Source organism: Mycolicibacter sinensis, assembly GCF_001667375.1.
Classification (GTDB): Bacteria; Actinomycetota; Actinomycetes; order Mycobacteriales; family Mycobacteriaceae; genus Mycobacterium; species Mycobacterium sinense_A.
Window position 1 is genome coordinate 87579 of sequence record NZ_LZIN01000038.1, and the last position, 19007, is coordinate 106585.

Here is a 19007-nt window from a genome sequence, read left to right on the forward strand (position 1 = left end):
GCAATACCAAACTTTCAGGGAATTCGATATCGGCTTTCAGATGCCGAGGACGGGCGCTGCGGGTTCACGGCAGCGCCCGGCCAAGCCCTAGGTTCAGCCGGCCAGCCCCGCCACCACGTCGCCGACCGCCTCGGCCGCGCTGCTGGCGGCGGTGTCGCCCACCGACCCGGTGATGGTGTCGATGACCGCCTGCGGGAATGCGGCGAAAGCGGCCAGCACGTCGTTGAAGCCGGTCTGCAGCGCGGCTGTGATGTCGGCCGGGTCCCCGCCCTGAAGGGCTTCCATGATGTGCCAGCTCGCCATCTGCGGCGCGACCATCAGATCGCGGAAGTCCACGAACAGCCCGGTGAGCAGTCCGGGGTTCTCCGCCACCTCGGTGCCGTTCCAGCTGACCAGCGTCCAGCCGTCGGTCGGGTTGCCCTCGATCACCACCTGGCCGGTGTTGGGCAACAACCCCTGCATCAACGACTTGAAGTAGATCTCGAAATCGGGGTTCTTAACGTTCATCATCACCCAGGTGGAGATCGCCGCCGCATGGGAGAACGCCACGCTATTGAGGTTGCCGTCGGCGTCGACCGGGCCGCCGTTGTTGTAGATCGTCTCGACGGCGTCGCTGAACCGGTCCTGGAACGCCATCCCGTTGGTGTCGATCGTCGAACCCAGCTGCGGCACCCAGTACTGGCCGAACATCCACGCCAGCGGTGCGGCCAGGTACAGCAGCGCCATCGCCTGGTTGGACTGCGAGCCGCCTTCCAGGAGGCCGGCGTTGAGTTCGTTGAGACCGGCAAGGACCGTCGGCGAGGTCTCCGACGCGCCCGCGGCCGTCAGCCAGTCGGTCGCGGTCTGCTGGGTCCGGAGGAACTCCGAGGCGTAGACCCCGTCATAGAAGCTCGGGTCGGCCAGGCGCAGCGGGTTGTCCGGGTCGGCGAGATAGGCCGCCTGCGTCGCACCCTCATCGGTGAGCGCCGCCCCCGGCGGCAGCGTTCCGATGACGCCCTCGACGTTGTCCACCGACTGGCCGTGGCGCACCAGGTCGAGCACCATGTCGGCGGCCGTGAGCTGGATGCCGGGCATGGCCGCGACCGCGGACAGCGGCCCGCCTACCGGGGCCACCGGGGTGACGGCGAGAAGACCGGCGCCGATGAGGGCGACTCCGGCGGTGATCCACGGACGGGTGTGGTTCATGACGTTCCCTTCGGCGGGCGGCAGGCTTCCGTTACGCTACGACGCGTAGCGCAAATGACTTCCCTGAGGCTAATCTGATGTTTTCCTCACTGTCAATGGGTTGCCGGAGAAATCGGACGGCCGCGTCGCGACTAGCCGCTCAACGCCCCGCTGAGGGTGTCGATGACCGCCTGCGGGAAGGCGGTGAAGGCCGCGACGACCTGGTCGAATCCGGTCTGCAGGGCGGCGGTGATGTCGGCCTGGTCGCCGCCCTGGAAGGCCTCCAGGATGTGCCAGGCGGCGATCTGCGGCGCCGTGGTGAGATCGCGCCAGTCGACGAACAATCCGGTGAGCAGGTCCGGAGTGGCCGACACCTCGTGCCCTTCCCAGCTGACCAGCGTCCAGCCGTCGGTCGGATTGCCCTCGATCACGACCTGGCCGGTGTTGGCCAGCGGAGTGTGGGTGTCGAGCAACTCTTTGATGACCAGCCCGAAGTCGGGGTTTTTGACGTTCATCAACGTCCAGATCGCGATCGTGCCCGCGTGGGCGAACACCGCGCTGCTCAGCGGGTTGTCCTGGTCGGAGACGGTGTGGTTGTAGACGGTTTCGATCGCGTCGGTGACGCGGTCGTTGAACGCCACCCCGTTGGGGTCGATCGTTGATCCCATCATCGGCACCCAGTACTGACCCATGACCCACATCAATGTCGGTAGGGCGTAGGCGATCTGGGTGAGCGTGTCGAGTTCGCGCCCGTCGAACCATCCGGCATGGATTTCGTTGAGCCCGGCTAGGTGCGTGACCTCCATTCCCAGCAGGTCCGCTAGCGGCTGGGCGGTGTGCTGGGCGCGGATCATCTCCGAGGCGAAGAGCCCGGCGATTCCGTCCGGGAACGCCTCATGAATCGCCGGGGCGACGTCTGCCGCCTGCTGCCGGCCGAGATCGGTGAGCTCCGCACCTGGCGCCAAGGTGCCCAAATAGCCTTCGGCGTTGTCCACCGACTCGCCGTGGCGCACCAGGTCCAGGGTGATGTCCTGGGCGGTCAGCAGGATGTCCACCGCGGCGACGTCAGGCGGCGGCGTCGCGACCGGCGGGGCCGCGACGGCTCCCGCGGCGACCAGCGCAACGGTCGCGGTGATCCACGGACGGGGGGCAAGTGGCTGCATTGGTCTCTCTCCCTGACGCCGGCACGCGGCGAACATCGCCGCGTGACTGAACGTTAGCTGATAAGAGAGTTAGAACGGGTGATTATCGGGGGTTTTCGCCGAGTCCGGCGGCGAACGCTTGTGCGTAGCGGCGGCGGTCCGCCGCGGCCCGCTCGGCCGGGGGCAGCGTGGCCACGGAGTCGATCGATGCCTTGGCCGCGGCCAGCGCCTGCCGCGGGGCGTCGACAAACCGGCCGGCCCAACTCATCGCCGCGTCGTAGACCGTGTCGGGGGCGACCATATCGTCGATCACGCCCAGCGCGAGCGCTTCCTCGGCATCGAAGAACCGCCCGCTGTAGGCCAACTCCTTGGTGCGGCTGGCCCCGATGGTGCGGGTCAATCGGGCCAATCCCGCCCCATCGGCAACGAGGCCCGCGAGGATCTCGGTGGCGCCGAACTTGACGTTGTCACCACTGACCCGCCAGTCCGCCGCCAACGCCAGCGCCAGGCCGCTACCCAGCGCGTAGCCGGTGACCGCGGCCACCGTCGGCTTGCCGATCGCCGCCACCGCCTCCACGGCGTCCTGGCGGACGGCCGCGAAGCGCTCAGCCTCGGCGGGGATCAGGGTGCGAAGTTCGGGAACGTCGTCACCGGCGCAGAAGATCTCGTGGCCGCCGAACAACACCACCGCGGCGACGTCGTCGCGCGCCGAGACCTCCACGGCCGCCTCGGTGATCTCCCGGTAGACCTGACGGGTCAAGGCGTTGCTCGGCGGACGCGACAGCACCAGGGTGGCCACTCCGGCCGGCGACGGGTGGAGCGTGACGAATTCGCTCATCCGGGCCACCGCGTTCCGCGCGCCTCGTTATAGCGCGTCGAGTCGAAGAACTCGATCTCCCAGTTGTCGCCGTGCCGGGCCAGCGTCGGCTGGGTCACCACGATCTGGCGCTCCAGCGTCAACACGTCCTGCACGCTGCGCCCGACCAGCGAATCCAGTTGGGTCCAGGTCGGCGGCAGCAGGAAGCTGCGTCCTGCCGCGAAGTCGGCGATCGCGGCGTCGGGGGTGACCCAGCCGGCGCCGTCGGACTCGGTGTTCTCGCCGTCGGCGCGCTGCCCGTCGGGCAGCGCGGCGACGAAGAAGTAGGTGTCGTAGCGGCGGGTGCGCTCGGCCTCGGGTGTCACCCAGTTCGCCCACGGCCGCAACAGCTCGGCGTGCAGCACCAGATTCTCGGTGCGCAGGAAGTCGGCGAACGACAGCTCGCCGACGGCCAGCGCGCGCCGGGCCTCGGCATACACCGAGGCATCGGCGACGACGCGCTGCGGGTCGTCGGCGGGGCCGGCGAACAGCACGCCGGATTCCTCGAAGGTCTCCCGCACCGCCGCGCACACCAGCGCGGCGGCCAGATCGATCTCGACGCCGAAGCGCTGCGCCCACCAGGACGGGTCCGGCCCGACCCAGGCGATCTCGGTGCTGCGGTCGCGGTTGTCGACCCCGCCGCCGGGAAACACCATCACCCCGGCGGCGAACTCCATGGCGGCGTGGCGGCGCATCAGGAACACATCCAGCGGGCCGTTCCCCCTGTCCCCGTCGCGCACCAACATCACCGTCGCGGCGGGCCGGGTCGGCAACGGCGGCGGCTGTGCGGCGCTCATGCGCGCCTCCGATGGGCGGCCCGGCCGCGGGTCCGGCGGGCGAAGTATCGCCCGTCGATGACGTCCAAGGAGATCGACTGGCCGAACGCGGCGGTCAGGTTCTCGGCGGTCATCACATCGCTGAGCAGACCGGCCGCCACGGTGCGGCCCTCGGCCAGCAGCAGGCAGTGACTGAAACCGACCGGAATCTCCTCGACGTGGTGGGTGACCAGCACGATCGCCGGCGCGTCCGGGTCGGCGGCCAGATCAGCCAGCCGGGCGACCAGTTCCTCCCGGCCACCCAGGTCCAGGCCCGCCGCCGGTTCGTCGAGCAGCAGCAGCTCGGGGTCGGTCATCAGGGCGCGGGCGATCAGCACCCGTTTGCGCTCACCCTCGGACAGCGTGCCGTAGGTGCGGTCGGCCAGGTGTTCGGCGCCCAGGCTCTCCAGTAGGTCCACGGCGCGGTCGTGATCCATGGCGTCGTAGCGTTCCCGCCAGCGCCCCAGCACCGCATAGCCCGCCGAGATGACCAGGTCGCGGACGGTTTCGTGGTCCGGAATCCGCTGCGCCAGCGCCGAGGAGCTCAATCCGACCCGAGCCCGCAGTTCGGTGGAGTCGACCCGGCCCAGTTGCTCGCCGAGCACAAAGGCCGCGCCCGAGGACGGGTGTTCGGTGGCGGCGGCGATCCGCAGCAGCGAGGTCTTGCCGGCGCCGTTGGGCCCGATGATCACCCAGCGTTCGTCAAGTTCCACCGACCAGTCCAGCGGGCCCACCAGGGAGCGCCCGTCACGGCACAGCGAAACGCCCTCGAAGTGGATCAGCAGATCTTGATCGGCCGCTGCAAGCGGGCCGGGGCGTCCGGTGTCGGGCACGGCCCTATGGTGCCGTACCCCGGCCCGGCAGCAACCGACCGGGTGCCGGTAGCCCGCAGCGCCGCTGGAGGGCGTCGGAGCCGGCAAACGCGCGTCGCTGTGTTGTAATTTGAGTCACAGTGATCGCACATGAGTGTCTAGGGTCCATATCAGGGGGTTCGCATGTTCCGGGTTCCAGGCGCACTCGCGGTCAGCCTCCTCACCGGGACGTCGCTGATCGGCTCCCCCACTTTGTTGGACGGCCAGACTCACGCCGTGCGGCTCACCGCTGCCCATTCCGGGGCGCTGGGCAACGGGACAGCGCTGATCCTGGGCCCCAGCGGCATCTCGACCCCCGGCCAGGCCTACGCCGATCGCGTCAACGAGCTGTACCTCGCTCCGCACGGCTTCACCGGCACCACCCAGATCCTGACCACGCCCGAGGGGCTGTACCCGTTCCTCGGCCCGTTCGGCGAGACCTTCGACAGATCGGTGGAGCAGGGCAACCAGGTCCTGGAGGCGGCGATCCTAGAACAGATCGCCGGCGGCCACGTCGACGCCGACAACCCGGTGGTGGTGTTCGGCTGGTCGCAGAGCGCGGTGATGTCCGCAGTGCTGATGCAGCAGCTCGCCGACCAGGGTGTGCCGAGCGACTACGTCCACTTCGTGCTGGCCGGCGACGAGACGGTGCCCAACGGCGGGATGCTGGCCCGGTTCGACCTGCCGACCGGAGAGCACCCGACCATTCCCAGCCTGGGCCTGACGTTCAGCGGTGCGCAGCCGACGACGTTGTTCCCGACCGACGTCTACACCAACGAATACGACGGCTTCGCCAATTTCCCGCAGTACCCGATCAACTTCTTGTCGGTCATCAACGCCGTGATGGGCATCGCCTTCCAGCACAGCACCTACCTCGGGCTCGCCCCGGAGGACATCGCGAACGCGGTGCTACTGCCGACCTCGAGCCCGGACGTCCTGACCGACTACTACATGATTCCGGCCGACACGCTGCCGCTGCTGGCGCCACTGCAGCTGCTGCCGTTCATCGGCAATCCGCTGGTCGACCTGTTGCAACCGGCCCTGCGGGTGCTGGTGAACCTGGGCTACGGCAACATCGAGCACGGCTGGAGCCCCGGGTTCGCCGACATGCCCACCAGTCTGGGTTTCCTGCCGGACGCCAGTGTGCTGCAACAGGTTCCGCAAGCCCTGGCCGACGCTACACAGCAGGGCATCAACGATTTCTTCGCCCGGCTGGCCGACCCGGCCAACTACGTGTACACCCTGCCGGAGTGGGCCGAGCAGCTGAGCAGAGAGCTCCCGGCGTTTGCCGGCAGCGAGACCTCGTTGCTGTCGATGGTGCCCACCACCTGGACGGATCTCTTCGAAACCACCCCGGCGCACACCGGCATTCCGCTGCTGGACATGCTCAGCGCGGTGCTGTTCACGCTGCCCGAGTACAACGACCAGATTTACACGTCCATACTCGCCGACGGCGGCAGCATGCTCGACGCCATCGGCACCCCGCTCGCCGCCGACCTCGGGCTGCTGCCGCTGATCCTGATCGGCGCGGTGTTCTGACCCCGGCTCACCCACCCCTCGCGAGCAGACGTCAAAGCCCCTAATTTCGTGGCGTATCGGGCGCTTTCGCGTCTGCTCGCCGCGCTACTCCGGCGGGATCTCGACCCGGCGCAGCACCCCGTCGTGCGCGTCGGCGGCTTCGATCTCCGCGCGGGTGACACCCAGCAGGAACAGCACCGTGTCCAGGTACGGGTAGCTCAGCGATGCGTCGGCGACCTCGCGCAACGCCGGTTTGGCGTTGAACGCCACGCCCAGCCCGGCGGTGGCCAGCATGTCGATGTCGTTGGCGCCGTCGCCGACCGCGACGGTCTGCTCCAGCGGCACGCCGGCCCGGTCGGCGAACTCGCGCAGCGCATCGGCCTTGCCCGACCGGTCCACCACCGGCCCGATCACCCGGCCGGTGAGTTCGCCGTCGACGACTTCCAACTCGTTGGCGGCGACGAAGTCCAACTTCAGTTCGTCGGCCAACGGCGCGATCACCTGGCGGAAGCCCCCGGAGACCACCCCGCACTTGAAACCCAGCCGGCGCAACGTGCGCAATGTGGTGCGCGCCCCCGGGGTGAGCTCGATCTGCTGGGCCACTTCGTCGATGACCCCGGCGGGCAGCCCGGCCAGCGTCGCCACCCGGTGATGCAGTGACTCGGCGAAGTCGAGTTCGCCGCGCATGGCGGCCTCGGTGATCGCCGCGACCGCATCCCCGGCGCCGGCGCGTGCGGCCAGCATCTCGATGACCTCGCCCTGGATCAGCGTGGAGTCGACATCGAAGACGATCAGGCGCTTGGTCCGCCGCGACAGGCTGGCGTCCTGGAAGGCCACGTCGACCCGCTGCTGCGCGGCGACCTGGCTCAACGCGGTCTGCAACCGGCCGGCCGCCCCGGGGGGCACCGAAACCCGCAGTTCCAACCCGGTGACCGGGTAATCCGAGACGCCCCGGATCATGTCGATGTTGGCGTCGATCTCGGCGATCTCGGTGGCCAGCGCTCCGAGGGCGGCTGCGGTCACCGGCCGTCCCAGCACCACGATCCGGTGCGTGGACGGCACCGCGATGATCGGCGCGTCGTCGCTGCGTTCGATCGTGACGTCCAGGCCTACGCCGTGGATGGCCGCGGTGACCTCGGCTACCAATGCCGTCCCGTCGGCCACCTCCGGTACCGCCGACACCAGCACACCCAGCGTCAGCCGGCCGCGGACCACGACCTGTTCGACGTTGAGCAGCTCGATCTGATACCGCGACAGCACCTCGAAGAGCGCCGACGTCACGCCTGGCTGATCAACGCCGGTGACCGTGATCAGCATCGGCACCTTGGGCATCCTCACCCGCGGCGGCGGCCGGACCGGACCCGGCGCCACCTCACCCCCGACGGGCTCATCAAGCGTTTGCGGGCTCGTACAGCTCGTCGCCGGGGTGACGGCCGACGTGCGCCTCGGCACGCAGCCGATCGATCATGTGCGGGTAGTGCAGCTCGAAAGCCGGGCGCTCCGAACGGATCCGGGGCAGCTCGGTGAAGTTGTGCCGCGGCGGCGGGCAGCTGGTCGCCCACTCCAGCGAGTTGCCGTAACCCCACGGGTCATCCACGGTGACGACCTCGCCGTAGCGCCAGCTCTTGAACACGTTCCAGGTGAAGGCCAGCATCGAGGCACCCAGGATGAAGGCGCCGACGGTGGAGACGATGTTGAACGGCTGGAATCCGTCGGTGGGCAGGTAGTCGGCGTAGCGACGCGGCATACCCATGTTGCCCAGCCAGTGCTGGATCAAGAAGGTGGTGTGGAACCCGATGAACGTCAGCCAGAAGTGCAGCTTGCCCAGCCGCTCGTCGAGCAGCCGGCCGGTCATCTTCGGGAACCAGAAGTAGATTCCGGCGAACGTGGCGAACACGATGGTGCCGAACAGCACGTAGTGGAAGTGCGCGATCAGGAAGTAGCTGTCGCTGACGTGGAAGTCGATCGGCGGGCTGGCCAGCATGACGCCGGTCAGGCCGCCGGCCAGGAAGGTGACGATGAAGCCGAGCGAGAACAGCATCGGCGTCTCGAACGTCATCTGGCCCCGCCACATGGTGCCGATCCAGTTGAAGAACTTCAGCCCGGTCGGGATGGCGATCATCAGGGTCAGCAGCGCGAAGAACGGCAGCAGCACCGCACCGGTGGCATACATGTGGTGCGCCCACACCGCCGTTGACAGCCCAGCGATGCTCATCGTCGCGTACACCAGGGTGACGTAGCCGAAGATCGGCTTGCGGGCAAAGACCGGGATCACTTCGCTGACGATGCCGAAGAACGGCAGCGCGATGATGTACACCTCGGGATGGCCGAAGAACCAGAATAGGTGTTGCCATAGCAACTCGCCGCCGTTGGCGGAGTCGTAGATGTGCCCGCCCAGGTGCCGGTCGACGGCCAGGCCGAGCAGGGCCGCGGTCAACAGCGGGAAGACGATCAACACCATGATCGAGGTGACCAGGATGTTCCAGGTGAAGATCGGCATCCGGAACATCGTCATCCCCGGGGCGCGCATGCAGGCCACGGTGGTGATCATGTTGACCCCACCGAGGATGGTGCCCAGGCCGGCGACGGCCAGGCCCATGATCCACAGGTCGGCACCGGCGCCCGGTGAGTGCACCGCATTGCTCAGCGGGGTGTAGCCGGTCCAGCCGAAGTCAGCCGCGCCGCCGGGAGTGATGAACCCGGCCAGCGCGATGGTCGCGCCGAACACGAACAGCCAGAACGAGAACGCATTGAGCCGCGGGAACGCCACGTCCGGGGCGCCGATCTGCAGCGGGAGCACCAGGTTGGCGAATCCGAACACGATCGGGGTGGCGTAGAACAGCAGCATCACCGTGCCGTGCATGGTGAACAGCTGGTTGAACTGCTCGTTGGACAGGAACTGCAGGCCCGGCGCGGCCAGCTCGGTGCGCATCAGCAGCGCCAGCAGGCCGCCGATGAAGAAGTACACCATGCAGGCGACGCAGTACATGATGCCGATCAGCTTGTGATCGGTGGTCGTGATCATCTTGTAGAGCAGGCTGCCCTTGGGACCCATCAACGGGGGGAACGGCCGACTTGGCTCGAGTTCTGCGCGCGGGGGTGCTTCGGCGGTCAACATTCCTCCAAACATGGGCATCCCGGAACTTGGGTCAAATCCTAACCCCGAGCCTCTCCCCGCCGGTATAGCCCTCCTACAAACTGTCGTATTCGTCTCCTCCCCGGGCCCGCCACAAGCGGGTGTTACCGTCACCGCGTGATCAGGGCGGACCGGCGGACAGTGTCCGCGGCAGCATTGGCCGTGACGCTGATCACGGTCTCGGGTTGCTCCGGCGATGGCGCGGAAACGGTCCCGACGTCCACCACCACGACCATGGTCGCCGGCGCCGGAGTGCTCGGCAACGACCGCCGGCCCGACGAGTCCTGCGCCCCGGAGCCGGCCCGGGCCGACCCGGGACCACCGATGCGGTCGGTCCACAACGCGGCCGGGGTGGAGCCGCCCAGCGTCGAGGTGCCCGAGGACGCGGAGCGCATCGTGGTGCTCTCCGGTGATCAGCTCGATGCGCTGTGCGCACTGGGCCTCCAGTCCCGCATCGTCGGGGCCGCGCTGCCCGACGGCGCGGAGAGCCAGCCGTTATATCTGGGCGCCGTGGTGCACGACCTGCCGGCCGTGGGCACCCGCAGCAATCCCGACACCGACGCCATCGCCGCATTGCGCCCGGACCTGATCCTGGGGGCACAGGGCCTGACGCCGGGATATGCCGAGCTGGCCTCGATCGCCCCAACCATGTTCACCGGGGCGCCGGGCGCGGCATGGGAGGACAACCTGCGCGGGGTCGGCGCCGCGACCGCGCGCAGCGGCGCCGCCGACGAGGTGCTCGGCAGGTTTAGCGAGAAGGCCGATGCCACCGGCGAGTCCAGCGACGCCACCCACTTCCAGGCCTCGGTGGTGCAGCTCACCGACGGCGGCCTGCGGGTGTACGGGGCGGCCAACTTCGCTGCCAGTGTGCTCAAGGCGGTCGGGGTGGACAGGCCGCCGGCGCAGCGGTTCACCGACCAGCCCTACCTCGAGATCACCGCCGGCGACGGCGATCTGGGCGGCCGCGCGGACTTCTCGGCTGCCGACGGGGACATCGTCTACGTGTCGTTCGCCTCGCCGGCGGCCAAGGCGCGAGCAGCCACCGTGTTCGACAGCGTCTCCTGGCGCCGGCTGGCGGCCAACCGCGACAGCCGGGTGTTCGTGGTGAACAACGAGGTGTGGCAGACCGGGCAGGGACCGATCGCGGCCCGCGGAGTGGTCGACGACCTGCGCTGGGTGAACGCGCCGATCAACTAAAGCGGCCGCTGCGCGATCAGCTGCCCCAGTTCGGCCGAGGCCCGCTGACGGGCCTGCCCGGCCTCCTCGCGCAGCCGGCGCACCTCGGAGTCCAGTTCGCTGACCCGGTCTTGTAGGCCGTTGAGCTCACGCACCTGCCGGTTCCGCAGTTCGCCTTCGGCGCCCTCGGTGCCGAGCACCCGGAGCTGTTCGGCGATGCGGCTCTGCGCGTTGTAGACCTCCTCGCGCTGTTCTTCGGCGCGTTCGCGTTGCGCGTCGAGCCGGCGAGCGTTGTTCTGGTGCGTCAGCACCTGCGAGAGCGCGCCGACCGCCCCGGCGTCCAATGAGCGGCCGGCCAGCGCCTGCTCCAGCCGGCCCGGTTCCAGGTCGTAGTAGCCGATCTCGGATGCGACCGGCCAGGTCTGCAGCACCGTCGCTTCGGCGCTCTGGTGTCCGGCCACCGGGGACGCTGAACCGGCACCAGCTCCCGTCCCGGCCGGCCTCGGTGGCGCCGTCCTGCGCGGTGACGAAGTGCTGAGGACGCCACGAAAATTGCACCACCGTCGACATTGCAGCGAACTCTCAGCCTTACCGCTCAACTTCACAGCAATGCGTCACACGCATTCGCTGACGTGCACCGCTTTCCGGGTGCGAGGAAACGGAAACCTGCTGTATCGCAAGGCTTTCCTTCCGGCTGACGCTTCCCGTCGGGGCCGGCGACCGCCCGTGTGATCGGCGTGTGTCTGGCCACTCCGTTTTCGGCGACGGCTAACCCCGGCCGCAGTACGCTCATTCCGTGCCGGAAACGTCATACGCCAAGTGTGGCGATCTCAGCCTGGCCTATCAGCTGTTCGGCGATGGGCCGATCGAGCTGGTCATCGTCGGGCCGTTCGTGACCCACGTCGAGCTGGCCTGGACCCTGCCCCAATTCAAAGCGTTCGTTGACCAGCTCGGAACCTTCTGTCGCGTTGCCTGGTTCGACAAGGCCGGGGTCGGGCTGTCGGACCCGGTGCCGAAAGTTCGCACGCTGGAGGAGCGAGCGGCCGAGGTCGAGGCGATCATGGACACGGTCGGCTTCGGACAGGCCGTCGTGTGCGGACTGAGCGACGGTGGACCGGTCGCCATCATGTTCGCGGCAACATGGCCGACCCGAACCAGGGCGCTGATCCTGTCCGGAACAGTTCCGTATTGGGGCTTCGAGGACTGGGACGACTTGGATCGAGACCCGGCCGAGCTGCGGGCGCGCTTCCTTGCCGAGCTGGGTGAGGACTACACGCCCTCGATCGATCAGCTCGCCCGCTTCCAGCAAGCCGGCCGCACGGTGCGCTCCGGGTGGGGAAACGGCGAGACAGCCAGCATCAGTTCGCCATCGGTCCGGTCGCTACGCCAGCTCGCGATGTGCGAGCGCATGTGTGCGAGCCCGGGAATGGCGCGGGCCTCCTTTGAAGCGGCGTTTCTGATCGACGTGCGGCCGATCCTGCCGACGCTCACCGCGCCGACCCTGGTCATCCATGCCCGCGAGGACAACGCGGTGCCGGTTCAGGGCGGCCGGTATCTCGCCGCACATATCCCCGGAGCGCGATACCTGGAGGTCGAGGGTGTGGACCACGCACCCTTTCTGACCGAGCCGGACAGGATCCTGGCGGAGGTCGAAGAGTTTCTCACCGGTGGCCATGCCGCGCCGGCACAGTCACATCGCGCGTTGCGCACCGTGTTGTTCACCGACATCGTCGCTTCGACGCAACACGCCGCGGCGACCGGCGACGAGCGGTGGCGAGCGGTGCTGCAGCGCTTTGGTGAAATCACCGCCGAACTCACGGAACGATTCAGCGGCACGGTGGTGAAGAGCACCGGCGACGGTCACCTCGCCACGTTCGACGGCCCGACGCAGGCGATCCGCTGCGCCGAGGCGTTGCAGACCGACGCCGACGCACTGGGCATCGAGATCCGGGTCGGTATCCACACCGGTGAATGCGAACTGATCGACAACGACATCGCCGGGATGGCCGTGCACATCGCGGCGCGGATCGTCGGCCAGGCCGGCGCGGGCGAGATTCTGGTGTCGCGCACCGTGCGCGATCTCGTCGTCGGCTCGGGCACGGGCTTCGAGGACCGCGGTAGCGTCGAGCTTCGCGGCGTTCCCGGCACCTGGCAACTCCTTGCCATCGATCGCAACGGCCCGGCGGCCGGATCAGTCGAGGCCGAACTGGCCTCAACGCCGACCCCCGGCCCGCAGGCCTCGATGCGCCGCTCGGACCGGGCCGTAGCCGTGATGGCACGGCAGACACCATGGATCCTGCGTGGGGCAGCCCGTATCGCTCTGACCACCCGCCGCAGATCGAAGCCCCGGCACGTCGAGCCGCGGCGGGATGTGTCAAAGATTACGTAACGGTCCCGGCACCGCCCATACGCTGGGCAAACAGGTGTCGCCATTGCGCCTGACCGAGGAACGGACGACCACCCCACCAATTTACTTCGCTAGGCTATATAAAAACGCCGAGTTGTGAAGAGAGATATCACCGATGAGCACCGTTGCCGCTTATGCCGCCACGTCGCCGACCGACCCGCTGAGCAAGACCACCATCACCCGCCGGGACCCCGGCCCGCACGACGTCGCCTTGGACATCGCTTTCGCCGGTATCTGCCACTCCGACATCCACACGGTCAAGGCCGAGTGGGGCCTCCCGCAATACCCCTTGGTCCCCGGACACGAGATCGCCGGGGTGGTGACCGCGGTCGGAGCGCAGGTCACCAAGTTCAAGGTCGGCGACCGCGTCGGCGTCGGCTGCTTCGTCGACTCCTGCCGGGAATGCCCCAGCTGCCTGGCCGGCCACGAGCAGTACTGCACCGGGGGTGGCATGGTCGGCACCTACGCCGGTGTCGGCCGGGACGGCCAGCCCACTCAGGGCGGCTACAGCGGCGCGATCGTGGTCGACGAGAACTACGTGCTGAGCATCCCGGACGAGATTCCGCTGGATGCCGCAGCGCCGCTGCTGTGCGCCGGCGTCACCACCTACTCGCCGCTGCGCCACTGGAATGTCGGCCCCGGCAAGCGAATTGCGGTCGTCGGCCTCGGCGGACTGGGTCACCTGGCCGTCAAACTGGCGGTCGCGATGGGTGCTGAGGTGACGGTGCTGTCGCAGTCGCTGAAGAAGATGGAGGACGGGCTGCGGTTGGGCGCCGAGCACTACTACGCCACCAGCGACCCCGAGACGTTCAAGAAGCTGCGCGGCAACTTCGACGTCATCCTCAACACCGTCTCGGCGAACCTGGATCTGGGCGCGTACCTGAACCTGCTCACCCTGGACGGCACGCTGGTCGAGTTGGGCATGCCCGAGGGTTCGCTGGCGGTGCCGCCGGGCCCGCTGGTCCGGATGCGGCGCAGCGTGTCGGGGTCGTTGATCGGCGGGATCGCCGAGACCCAGGAGATGCTGAACTTCTGCGCCGAGCACGGCGTGCGCCCCGAGATCGAAGTGATCGAACCGGACTACGTGAACACCGCCTACGAGCGGGTGCTGGCCTCCGACGTGCGCTACCGCTTCGTCATCGACACCGCGTCACTGCGGCGGGTCTGAGCCGGGCTTCCGCCTCAGACGTAGCGGCCCCGCCCGGCCAGCGCACCCGCCAGGATCTGCACCAGGTAGACGGCGAGCATCATCAGCCACGGCACGGTCCAGCCGCCACTCACGTGGTGCAACAGACCGAACAGGAACGGGCCGACGCCGGCCAGCAGGTAGCCGAAGCCCTGCGCCATCCCCGACAGGCGCGCGGTGTCCTCGGCGTCGCGGGCGCGCAGCGCAATCACGGTGAGCGCCAAGGAGAACACGCTCATTCCCAGCCCCACCAGCACGCTCCACAGCAGCGGTGCGGCCGCCGGCGCGATCAGCAGACCGAGCATTCCGGCGATGCCGAGCACGCCCAGGCCGACGATCCATCCGCTTTGGCTTTGGCGGCGGGCGGCCAGCGGCGAGACGATCAGGCTGATCGGCACCGCGATCAGCGAGATCAACCCGAGCAGCAGTCCCGCGCGCGTCTCGCTTGTGCCGTTCTCGATCAGCACCTCGGGCAGCCAGCCAATCACCACGTAGGCCAGGAACGACTGGGTGCCGAAGAACAGCGTGACGGTCCAGGCCAGCTTGCTGCGCAACAGCGACCGACCCGTTGTCGCGACCGCGGGTGCGGCGGTGGCCGCCCGCTCGAATCCGCGGGCCCCCACCACCCATGCCGCCAGCGCCAGCAACGCCAGCGCACTCCATGCCCCCAGCGCCGAGCGCCAGCCTCCCAAGGCGTTGTCGAGCATCGGGGTGACCGCGGAGCCCAGTGCCCCTCCCCCTTGCAGCGCCGCGGTGTAGATACCCGTCATCAGCCCGACCCGCGCCGGAAACGACCCCCGGATGATGACCGGGATCAGCACGTTGATCAACGCGATGCCGGCGGTGGCAACCAGTGTTCCGCCGAGCATGACGAGGGGCCCGTCGCAGACCCGGATCAGCAGTCCGGCGACGAGGGTGAGCAGCGCCGCCGAGACCGTGCGGGCCAATCCGATCCGCCGGGATAACCACGGCGCGCCCAGCCCGGCTCCGGCGAAGCACAGACCCGGCAGTGTGGTCAGCACACCCGCCCAGGTGTGCGAGACGCCTAAGGCTCCCCGCATCTCCGGGAGCAGCGGCCCCACGCTGGTGATCGCAGGGCGCAGGTTCAGCGCGGTCAAGACCACCGCGACAGTCAGCAGTGCACCGCCGGCCGCCACCGTCGCCGGCCGGAATTCGGCGGCGCCTTCGAGTTCCAGTTGGAGGTCATGCTCGTACTGGTCGCGTGTTGCGTGGCGGGCGGTGCGGGTCACCTAAAATAGGTTCGCATACATCCCATGATTGGATGAACGGAGGATGCTGTGCCGTTGGTCACCACCCGCCGCACCGGTTTGGTAGATCAGGTGATCGAGCAGCTTCGCGCCTCGGTGACCGGCGGGGAATGGCCGGTCGATTCACGAATCCCCCCCGAGCAAGAGCTCGCCGACGCGCTCGGCGTCGGCCGCAACACCGTGCGTGAGGCGGTCCGGGCGCTGGCCCACAGCGGCATCCTGGAAGTCCGCCAAGGCGACGGGACCTACGTGCGCGCCACCAGCGAGGTGTCCGGCGCCGTGCGCCGGTTGTGCGGCTCAGCGCTGCGCGACGTGCTGCAGGTGCGGCGTTGCTTGGAGGTGGAGGGGGCCCGGCTGGCCGCGGTCGCCCGCACCGACGACGACCTGGCCGCGTTGCGCGCCCTGTTGGAGCGCCGCGACGGCCACCAGCAGCAGGGCCAACAGGAGGACTTCGTTCGGTCGGACACCGATTTTCATCTCGCGGTGGTCCGCTGCTCGCACAATCCGGTGTTGACCGAGCTGTACTGCGGGCTCACCGATGTGGTCATGGCCAGCGTGGCCACCACCAGCGCGAAACCGGTGCACTCAGACCAGATTCGGCATCGGGGCCTGGTGGAGGCGATCGCCGCCGGCGACGTCGAGGCGGCCGGACGCGAGGCCGGCGGATTCCTCGATGAGCTGTTGAACCGGCTGCCGCCAAGTTGAGTCGCTCAGGTGCGCCGAATTCCCAACACCCGCAGTAATTCCGGCCGGCGCAGGATGAGCGCGATCCACGTCAGCACGCCGACATACACCCCGGACAACACGAAGCCCGCCAGCGGCTTGTCGGCATGCAGGTTCATGGTCACCGCCCCACCGAGGTAGGCGGTGAGGCCAAGGGCGCCCAGCACGGCGGTGCGCGGAATCAGGAAGACGATCAGACATACCAGCAGGACCCAGCCGATAACCGCGGTCTTGTCCGGGGAGAAGCCGAGCGCTTCGGTGCCTTCGCGGGCGAAGGACACACCGAGGATCTTTGGGATGGCATCGAACGCAAAGAACAACCCGAGCAGGGCGGTGATCGCGGCTCCGGCGAACCACGCTCGGGAACGCTTGCGGCGGTCGGTGTTTGGCGTCGTCGTCATCTCGCACTCCTGGGACTCGAAGGTAATGGTGAGGGTTCGCGGGCGGGGAGGAATATCGCGGTGTAGCCGAACAGCAGCACCGCGGTAGCCACCAACAACACCAGCGCGACGGTGTAATTGTTGTGCACCGGGTCATATGTCGCACCCATCACCAGCGGCGGGAAGTAGCCACCCAAGCCGCCGATCGCTGCCACGATCCCGGTGACCGAACCGATCGAACCGGCCGGGGCGCGACGCGACACCCATGCGAACACCCCGCCGGTGCCGATACCGAGCGCGACGGCCAGCGGAATGAAGGTCAAGCCCGTCCACAGGTCCGCCGGCGGGCGGAAGACCGCGATGAGCGTCTGCGCGGCAACACCGGCCAACGCGGCCAGCACGACGTACTTAGGCACGATGTGGTCGGCCAGTATCCCGCCGAGCAGGCGTGCCAGCACCGCCGCCAAGGCAAAGGCCGCGGTGCGTTCACCGGCGCCGACCCGCGAGAAGTCGTAGATGGTCTTGGTATAGATGGGCAAGTAGTTGCAGAACGCGACGAACCCACCGAACACCAACGCGTAGAGGATCGACATCTGCCAAGTCACCCGCAATTTCGCGGCGGCCTTCAGCTTGGGCAGCACGCTCGCCGTGTTCGGCACGAATCGCGGGCCGTTGCGTAGCACCGCGGCGCACAGCAGTGCAGTTGCCGCCAGCGCCACCGCCACGATCGCGTGGGTGGTGAACAGGCCGAACGACTTGGCGAACCGCGGGGTGAAGAATGCCGAGGCCGCGGTTCCGGCCATTCCCATGCCGAACAGCCCGGTGGCGAAGCCGCGACGTTCCGGAGCAAACCAGTTGTTGGCGAACGGGATTCCGATGGCGAACACCGTTCCGGCCACGCCCAGGAAGAATCCGGCCACCACCATCATCGGGTAAGAACCGATCTGCGCCGCATAGCCGACCACGAGCACCGGGACGATCGAGGCCAGCGAAACCCCGATGAACATGGTGCGGCCCCCGAAGCGGTCGGTCATCAGTCCGGTGACGATCCGGCCCAGCGCCCCAACCAAGATCGGGGTGGCAACCATCAGTGCCTGCTGGTTGGCGCTGAGCGACATCTGGATGGCGTACTGCGTCGACAGCGGGCCGACCAGATTCCACGCCCAAAAGCAGATCACCGAGACCCAGGTGGCCAGGACCAGTTGCACGCCCGGACGAGCGCCGGCGTCGGGTCGATCAACGCTCCTCACCGGAACATGCAAACACCGCCAGGCCCGGAAGGCTCGTCATTCGCCCAAAAAGCCGGCGCGCAGGCCGGCGTTCAGCCGCGCAGGGCGGTGCGGAATCGGTCTCGGTAGGCCTTCGGCGAGACGCCGAGGTGATCGAAGAACACCCGCCGCAGAGTTTCGGTGCTGCCGAAACCCGCCAGCCGTGCGGCGTCGGTGACGCTGTGGCCTGCGTCCAGGGCGGCCCGCGCGGCGTCGACTCGAACCTTTTCGACGTAGTCGGCCGGAGTCATCCCCAGCTCGGATCGAAACAACCGGGTCAGCTGCCGCGTACTGAGACAGGCCCGGGTGGCGAGGACGCTCACCCGGTGGTCCGCGCCGGGGTCGGCGGCGATCGCGTCGGTAACCGCTCGCAGCGCCGACTGCGGGGCCGGGTCGGCCTCGACCAGTGTGGAGAATTGCGATTGCCCGCCGGCGCGCTTGAGATAGACCACCAGCCACCGGGCCACGGCCCGGACCAGCTCGGCGCCATGGTCGATCTCGACCAGCGCCAGCGCCAGGTCGATACCCGAGGACACCCCCGCCGAGGTGAACACCTCGCCGTCGCGGACGAAGATCGCGTCCGGCTCGACGGTGACCTCGGGGAAGGCGCGAGCGAACAACCGGACGTCATGCCAGTGGGTGGTGGCGCGGCGGCCGTTCAGCAGACCGGCTTGCGCGAGAACGAAGGATCCGGTGCAGATGGAGGCCAGCCGGCGGGTGCGGCCCGCGACGGACTTGACCGCCTGCACCAGCTCGGGGTCGATCGCACGGCGCGGCAGGTTGTCGGCGCCGGCGATCATGACGGTATCGGCGGACTCGATCGCCGCGAGGGTGTCGGTGACACCCAAGCGCGTCCCGATCGAGGTGGTGACGTCACGCCCATCCACCGAGGCGATCTTGATCCGGTAGTCGGCGCCGAACCGGTTGGCTTCGGCGAAGACCTCACCGGCTCCGGCGACATCCAACATCGTCACGTCGTCGAAGACGACGATCACTACTACGCGCGATGGCGCGCTGGCGTCAGCCACGGCTTCATTGTGTCGCAATCTGAGGTTTTGACGGCTCGATCACACCGCGTGGACCGAGCATATCGGCGGCAGGCTGGTTTCTGTTCGAC

At 68.3% G+C, this 19007-nt stretch carries 17 protein-coding genes; 5 read left to right on the forward strand and 12 right to left on the reverse strand.

Features of this window, described 5'->3' with window-relative positions; translation table 11 throughout:
- Positions 1–93 precede the first annotated feature (93 nt).
- The 5 genes from A5771_RS08080 to A5771_RS08100 all read right to left on the reverse strand — a co-directional run bounded on the left by A5771_RS08080 (position 94) and on the right by A5771_RS08100 (position 4810).
- Entirely contained in the window at positions 94–1185 is a 1092-nt protein-coding gene (locus tag A5771_RS08080; protein ID WP_064854690.1) for a histidine phosphatase family protein, read from the reverse strand.
- Between the two features lie 131 nt (positions 1186–1316).
- The gene (locus A5771_RS08085) at positions 1317–2327 is read right to left on the reverse strand and encodes a histidine phosphatase family protein (RefSeq protein WP_064854691.1); all 1011 of its coding nucleotides are present in this window, start codon (positions 2325–2327) and stop codon (positions 1317–1319) included.
- A gap of 82 nt (positions 2328–2409) precedes the next feature.
- Positions 2410–3144, reverse strand: coding sequence for an enoyl-CoA hydratase (locus tag A5771_RS08090; protein ID WP_082947136.1), 735 nt, complete (start codon positions 3142–3144; stop codon positions 2410–2412).
- Positions 3141–3959: an NUDIX hydrolase gene (locus A5771_RS08095; protein WP_064854693.1), complete on the reverse strand. Its 819-nt coding sequence runs from the start codon at positions 3957–3959 to the stop codon at positions 3141–3143. The genes A5771_RS08090 and A5771_RS08095 overlap by 4 nt, the downstream gene beginning before the upstream one ends.
- Complete coding sequence (locus tag A5771_RS08100; RefSeq protein ID WP_064854694.1) at positions 3956–4810, reverse strand: ABC transporter ATP-binding protein; 855 nt, start codon at positions 4808–4810, stop codon at positions 3956–3958. Before A5771_RS08100 ends, A5771_RS08095 begins: the two co-directional genes overlap by 4 nt.
- Positions 4811–4972: 162 nt before the next feature.
- On the opposite strand from A5771_RS08100, the gene A5771_RS08105 reads away from it, so the two are divergent.
- Entirely contained in the window at positions 4973–6367 is a 1395-nt protein-coding gene (locus A5771_RS08105; protein WP_064854695.1) for a PE-PPE domain-containing protein, read from the forward strand.
- Between the two features lie 84 nt (positions 6368–6451).
- Here the strand turns inward: A5771_RS08105 and serB are convergent, their stop codons facing one another.
- Positions 6452–7678, reverse strand: a complete 1227-nt coding sequence (gene serB, locus A5771_RS08110) for a phosphoserine phosphatase SerB (protein ID WP_064854696.1) — start codon at positions 7676–7678, stop codon at positions 6452–6454.
- 58 nt (positions 7679–7736) lie between these two features.
- The gene (gene ctaD / locus A5771_RS08115) at positions 7737–9461 is read right to left on the reverse strand and encodes an aa3-type cytochrome oxidase subunit I (protein ID WP_064854812.1); all 1725 of its coding nucleotides are present in this window, start codon (positions 9459–9461) and stop codon (positions 7737–7739) included.
- 138 nt (positions 9462–9599) lie between these two features.
- Between ctaD and A5771_RS08120 the strand changes: the two genes are divergently transcribed.
- Positions 9600–10679 (forward strand): iron-siderophore ABC transporter substrate-binding protein, encoded by a 1080-nt coding sequence (locus A5771_RS08120; RefSeq protein WP_064854697.1) that lies wholly within the window; start codon positions 9600–9602, stop codon positions 10677–10679.
- Here the strand turns inward: A5771_RS08120 and A5771_RS08125 are convergent.
- Positions 10676–11119 carry a hypothetical protein gene (locus A5771_RS08125; RefSeq protein ID WP_064854698.1) on the reverse strand — a complete coding sequence of 148 codons (444 nt, stop codon included), beginning with the start codon at positions 11117–11119 and terminating at the stop codon, positions 10676–10678. The genes A5771_RS08120 and A5771_RS08125 overlap by 4 nt on opposite strands.
- Before the next feature lie 335 nt (positions 11120–11454).
- On the opposite strand from A5771_RS08125, the gene A5771_RS08130 reads away from it, so the two are divergent.
- Together A5771_RS08130 and A5771_RS08135 are read left to right on the forward strand one after the other, a co-directional pair.
- The gene (locus A5771_RS08130) at positions 11455–13047 is read left to right on the forward strand and encodes an adenylate/guanylate cyclase domain-containing protein (protein WP_064854699.1); all 1593 of its coding nucleotides are present in this window, start codon (positions 11455–11457) and stop codon (positions 13045–13047) included.
- A 133-nt stretch (positions 13048–13180) separates the two neighbouring features.
- Complete coding sequence (locus A5771_RS08135) at positions 13181–14233, forward strand: NAD(P)-dependent alcohol dehydrogenase (protein ID WP_064854700.1); 1053 nt, start codon at positions 13181–13183, stop codon at positions 14231–14233.
- Between the two features lie 14 nt (positions 14234–14247).
- Here the strand turns inward: A5771_RS08135 and A5771_RS08140 are convergent, their stop codons facing one another.
- Positions 14248–15447, reverse strand: coding sequence for a CynX/NimT family MFS transporter (locus A5771_RS08140; RefSeq protein WP_064854813.1), 1200 nt, complete (start codon positions 15445–15447; stop codon positions 14248–14250).
- A 102-nt stretch (positions 15448–15549) separates the two neighbouring features.
- On the opposite strand from A5771_RS08140, the gene A5771_RS08145 reads away from it, so the two are divergent.
- Positions 15550–16224, forward strand: a complete 675-nt coding sequence (locus tag A5771_RS08145; RefSeq protein WP_064854701.1) for a FadR/GntR family transcriptional regulator — start codon at positions 15550–15552, stop codon at positions 16222–16224.
- Between the two features lie 5 nt (positions 16225–16229).
- On the opposite strand, the gene A5771_RS08150 is transcribed toward A5771_RS08145, so the two are convergent.
- The 3 genes from A5771_RS08150 to A5771_RS08160 form a co-directional block, all read right to left on the reverse strand.
- Positions 16230–16643: a DoxX family protein gene (locus tag A5771_RS08150; RefSeq protein WP_064854702.1), complete on the reverse strand. Its 414-nt coding sequence runs from the start codon at positions 16641–16643 to the stop codon at positions 16230–16232.
- The gene (locus A5771_RS08155; RefSeq protein WP_064854703.1) at positions 16640–17872 is read right to left on the reverse strand and encodes an MFS transporter; all 1233 of its coding nucleotides are present in this window, start codon (positions 17870–17872) and stop codon (positions 16640–16642) included. Before A5771_RS08155 ends, A5771_RS08150 begins: the two co-directional genes overlap by 4 nt.
- A 71-nt stretch (positions 17873–17943) precedes the next feature.
- Positions 17944–18918 (reverse strand): GlxA family transcriptional regulator, encoded by a 975-nt coding sequence (locus tag A5771_RS08160; RefSeq protein WP_082947119.1) that lies wholly within the window; start codon positions 18916–18918, stop codon positions 17944–17946.
- Positions 18919–19007: the final 89 nt, after the last annotated feature.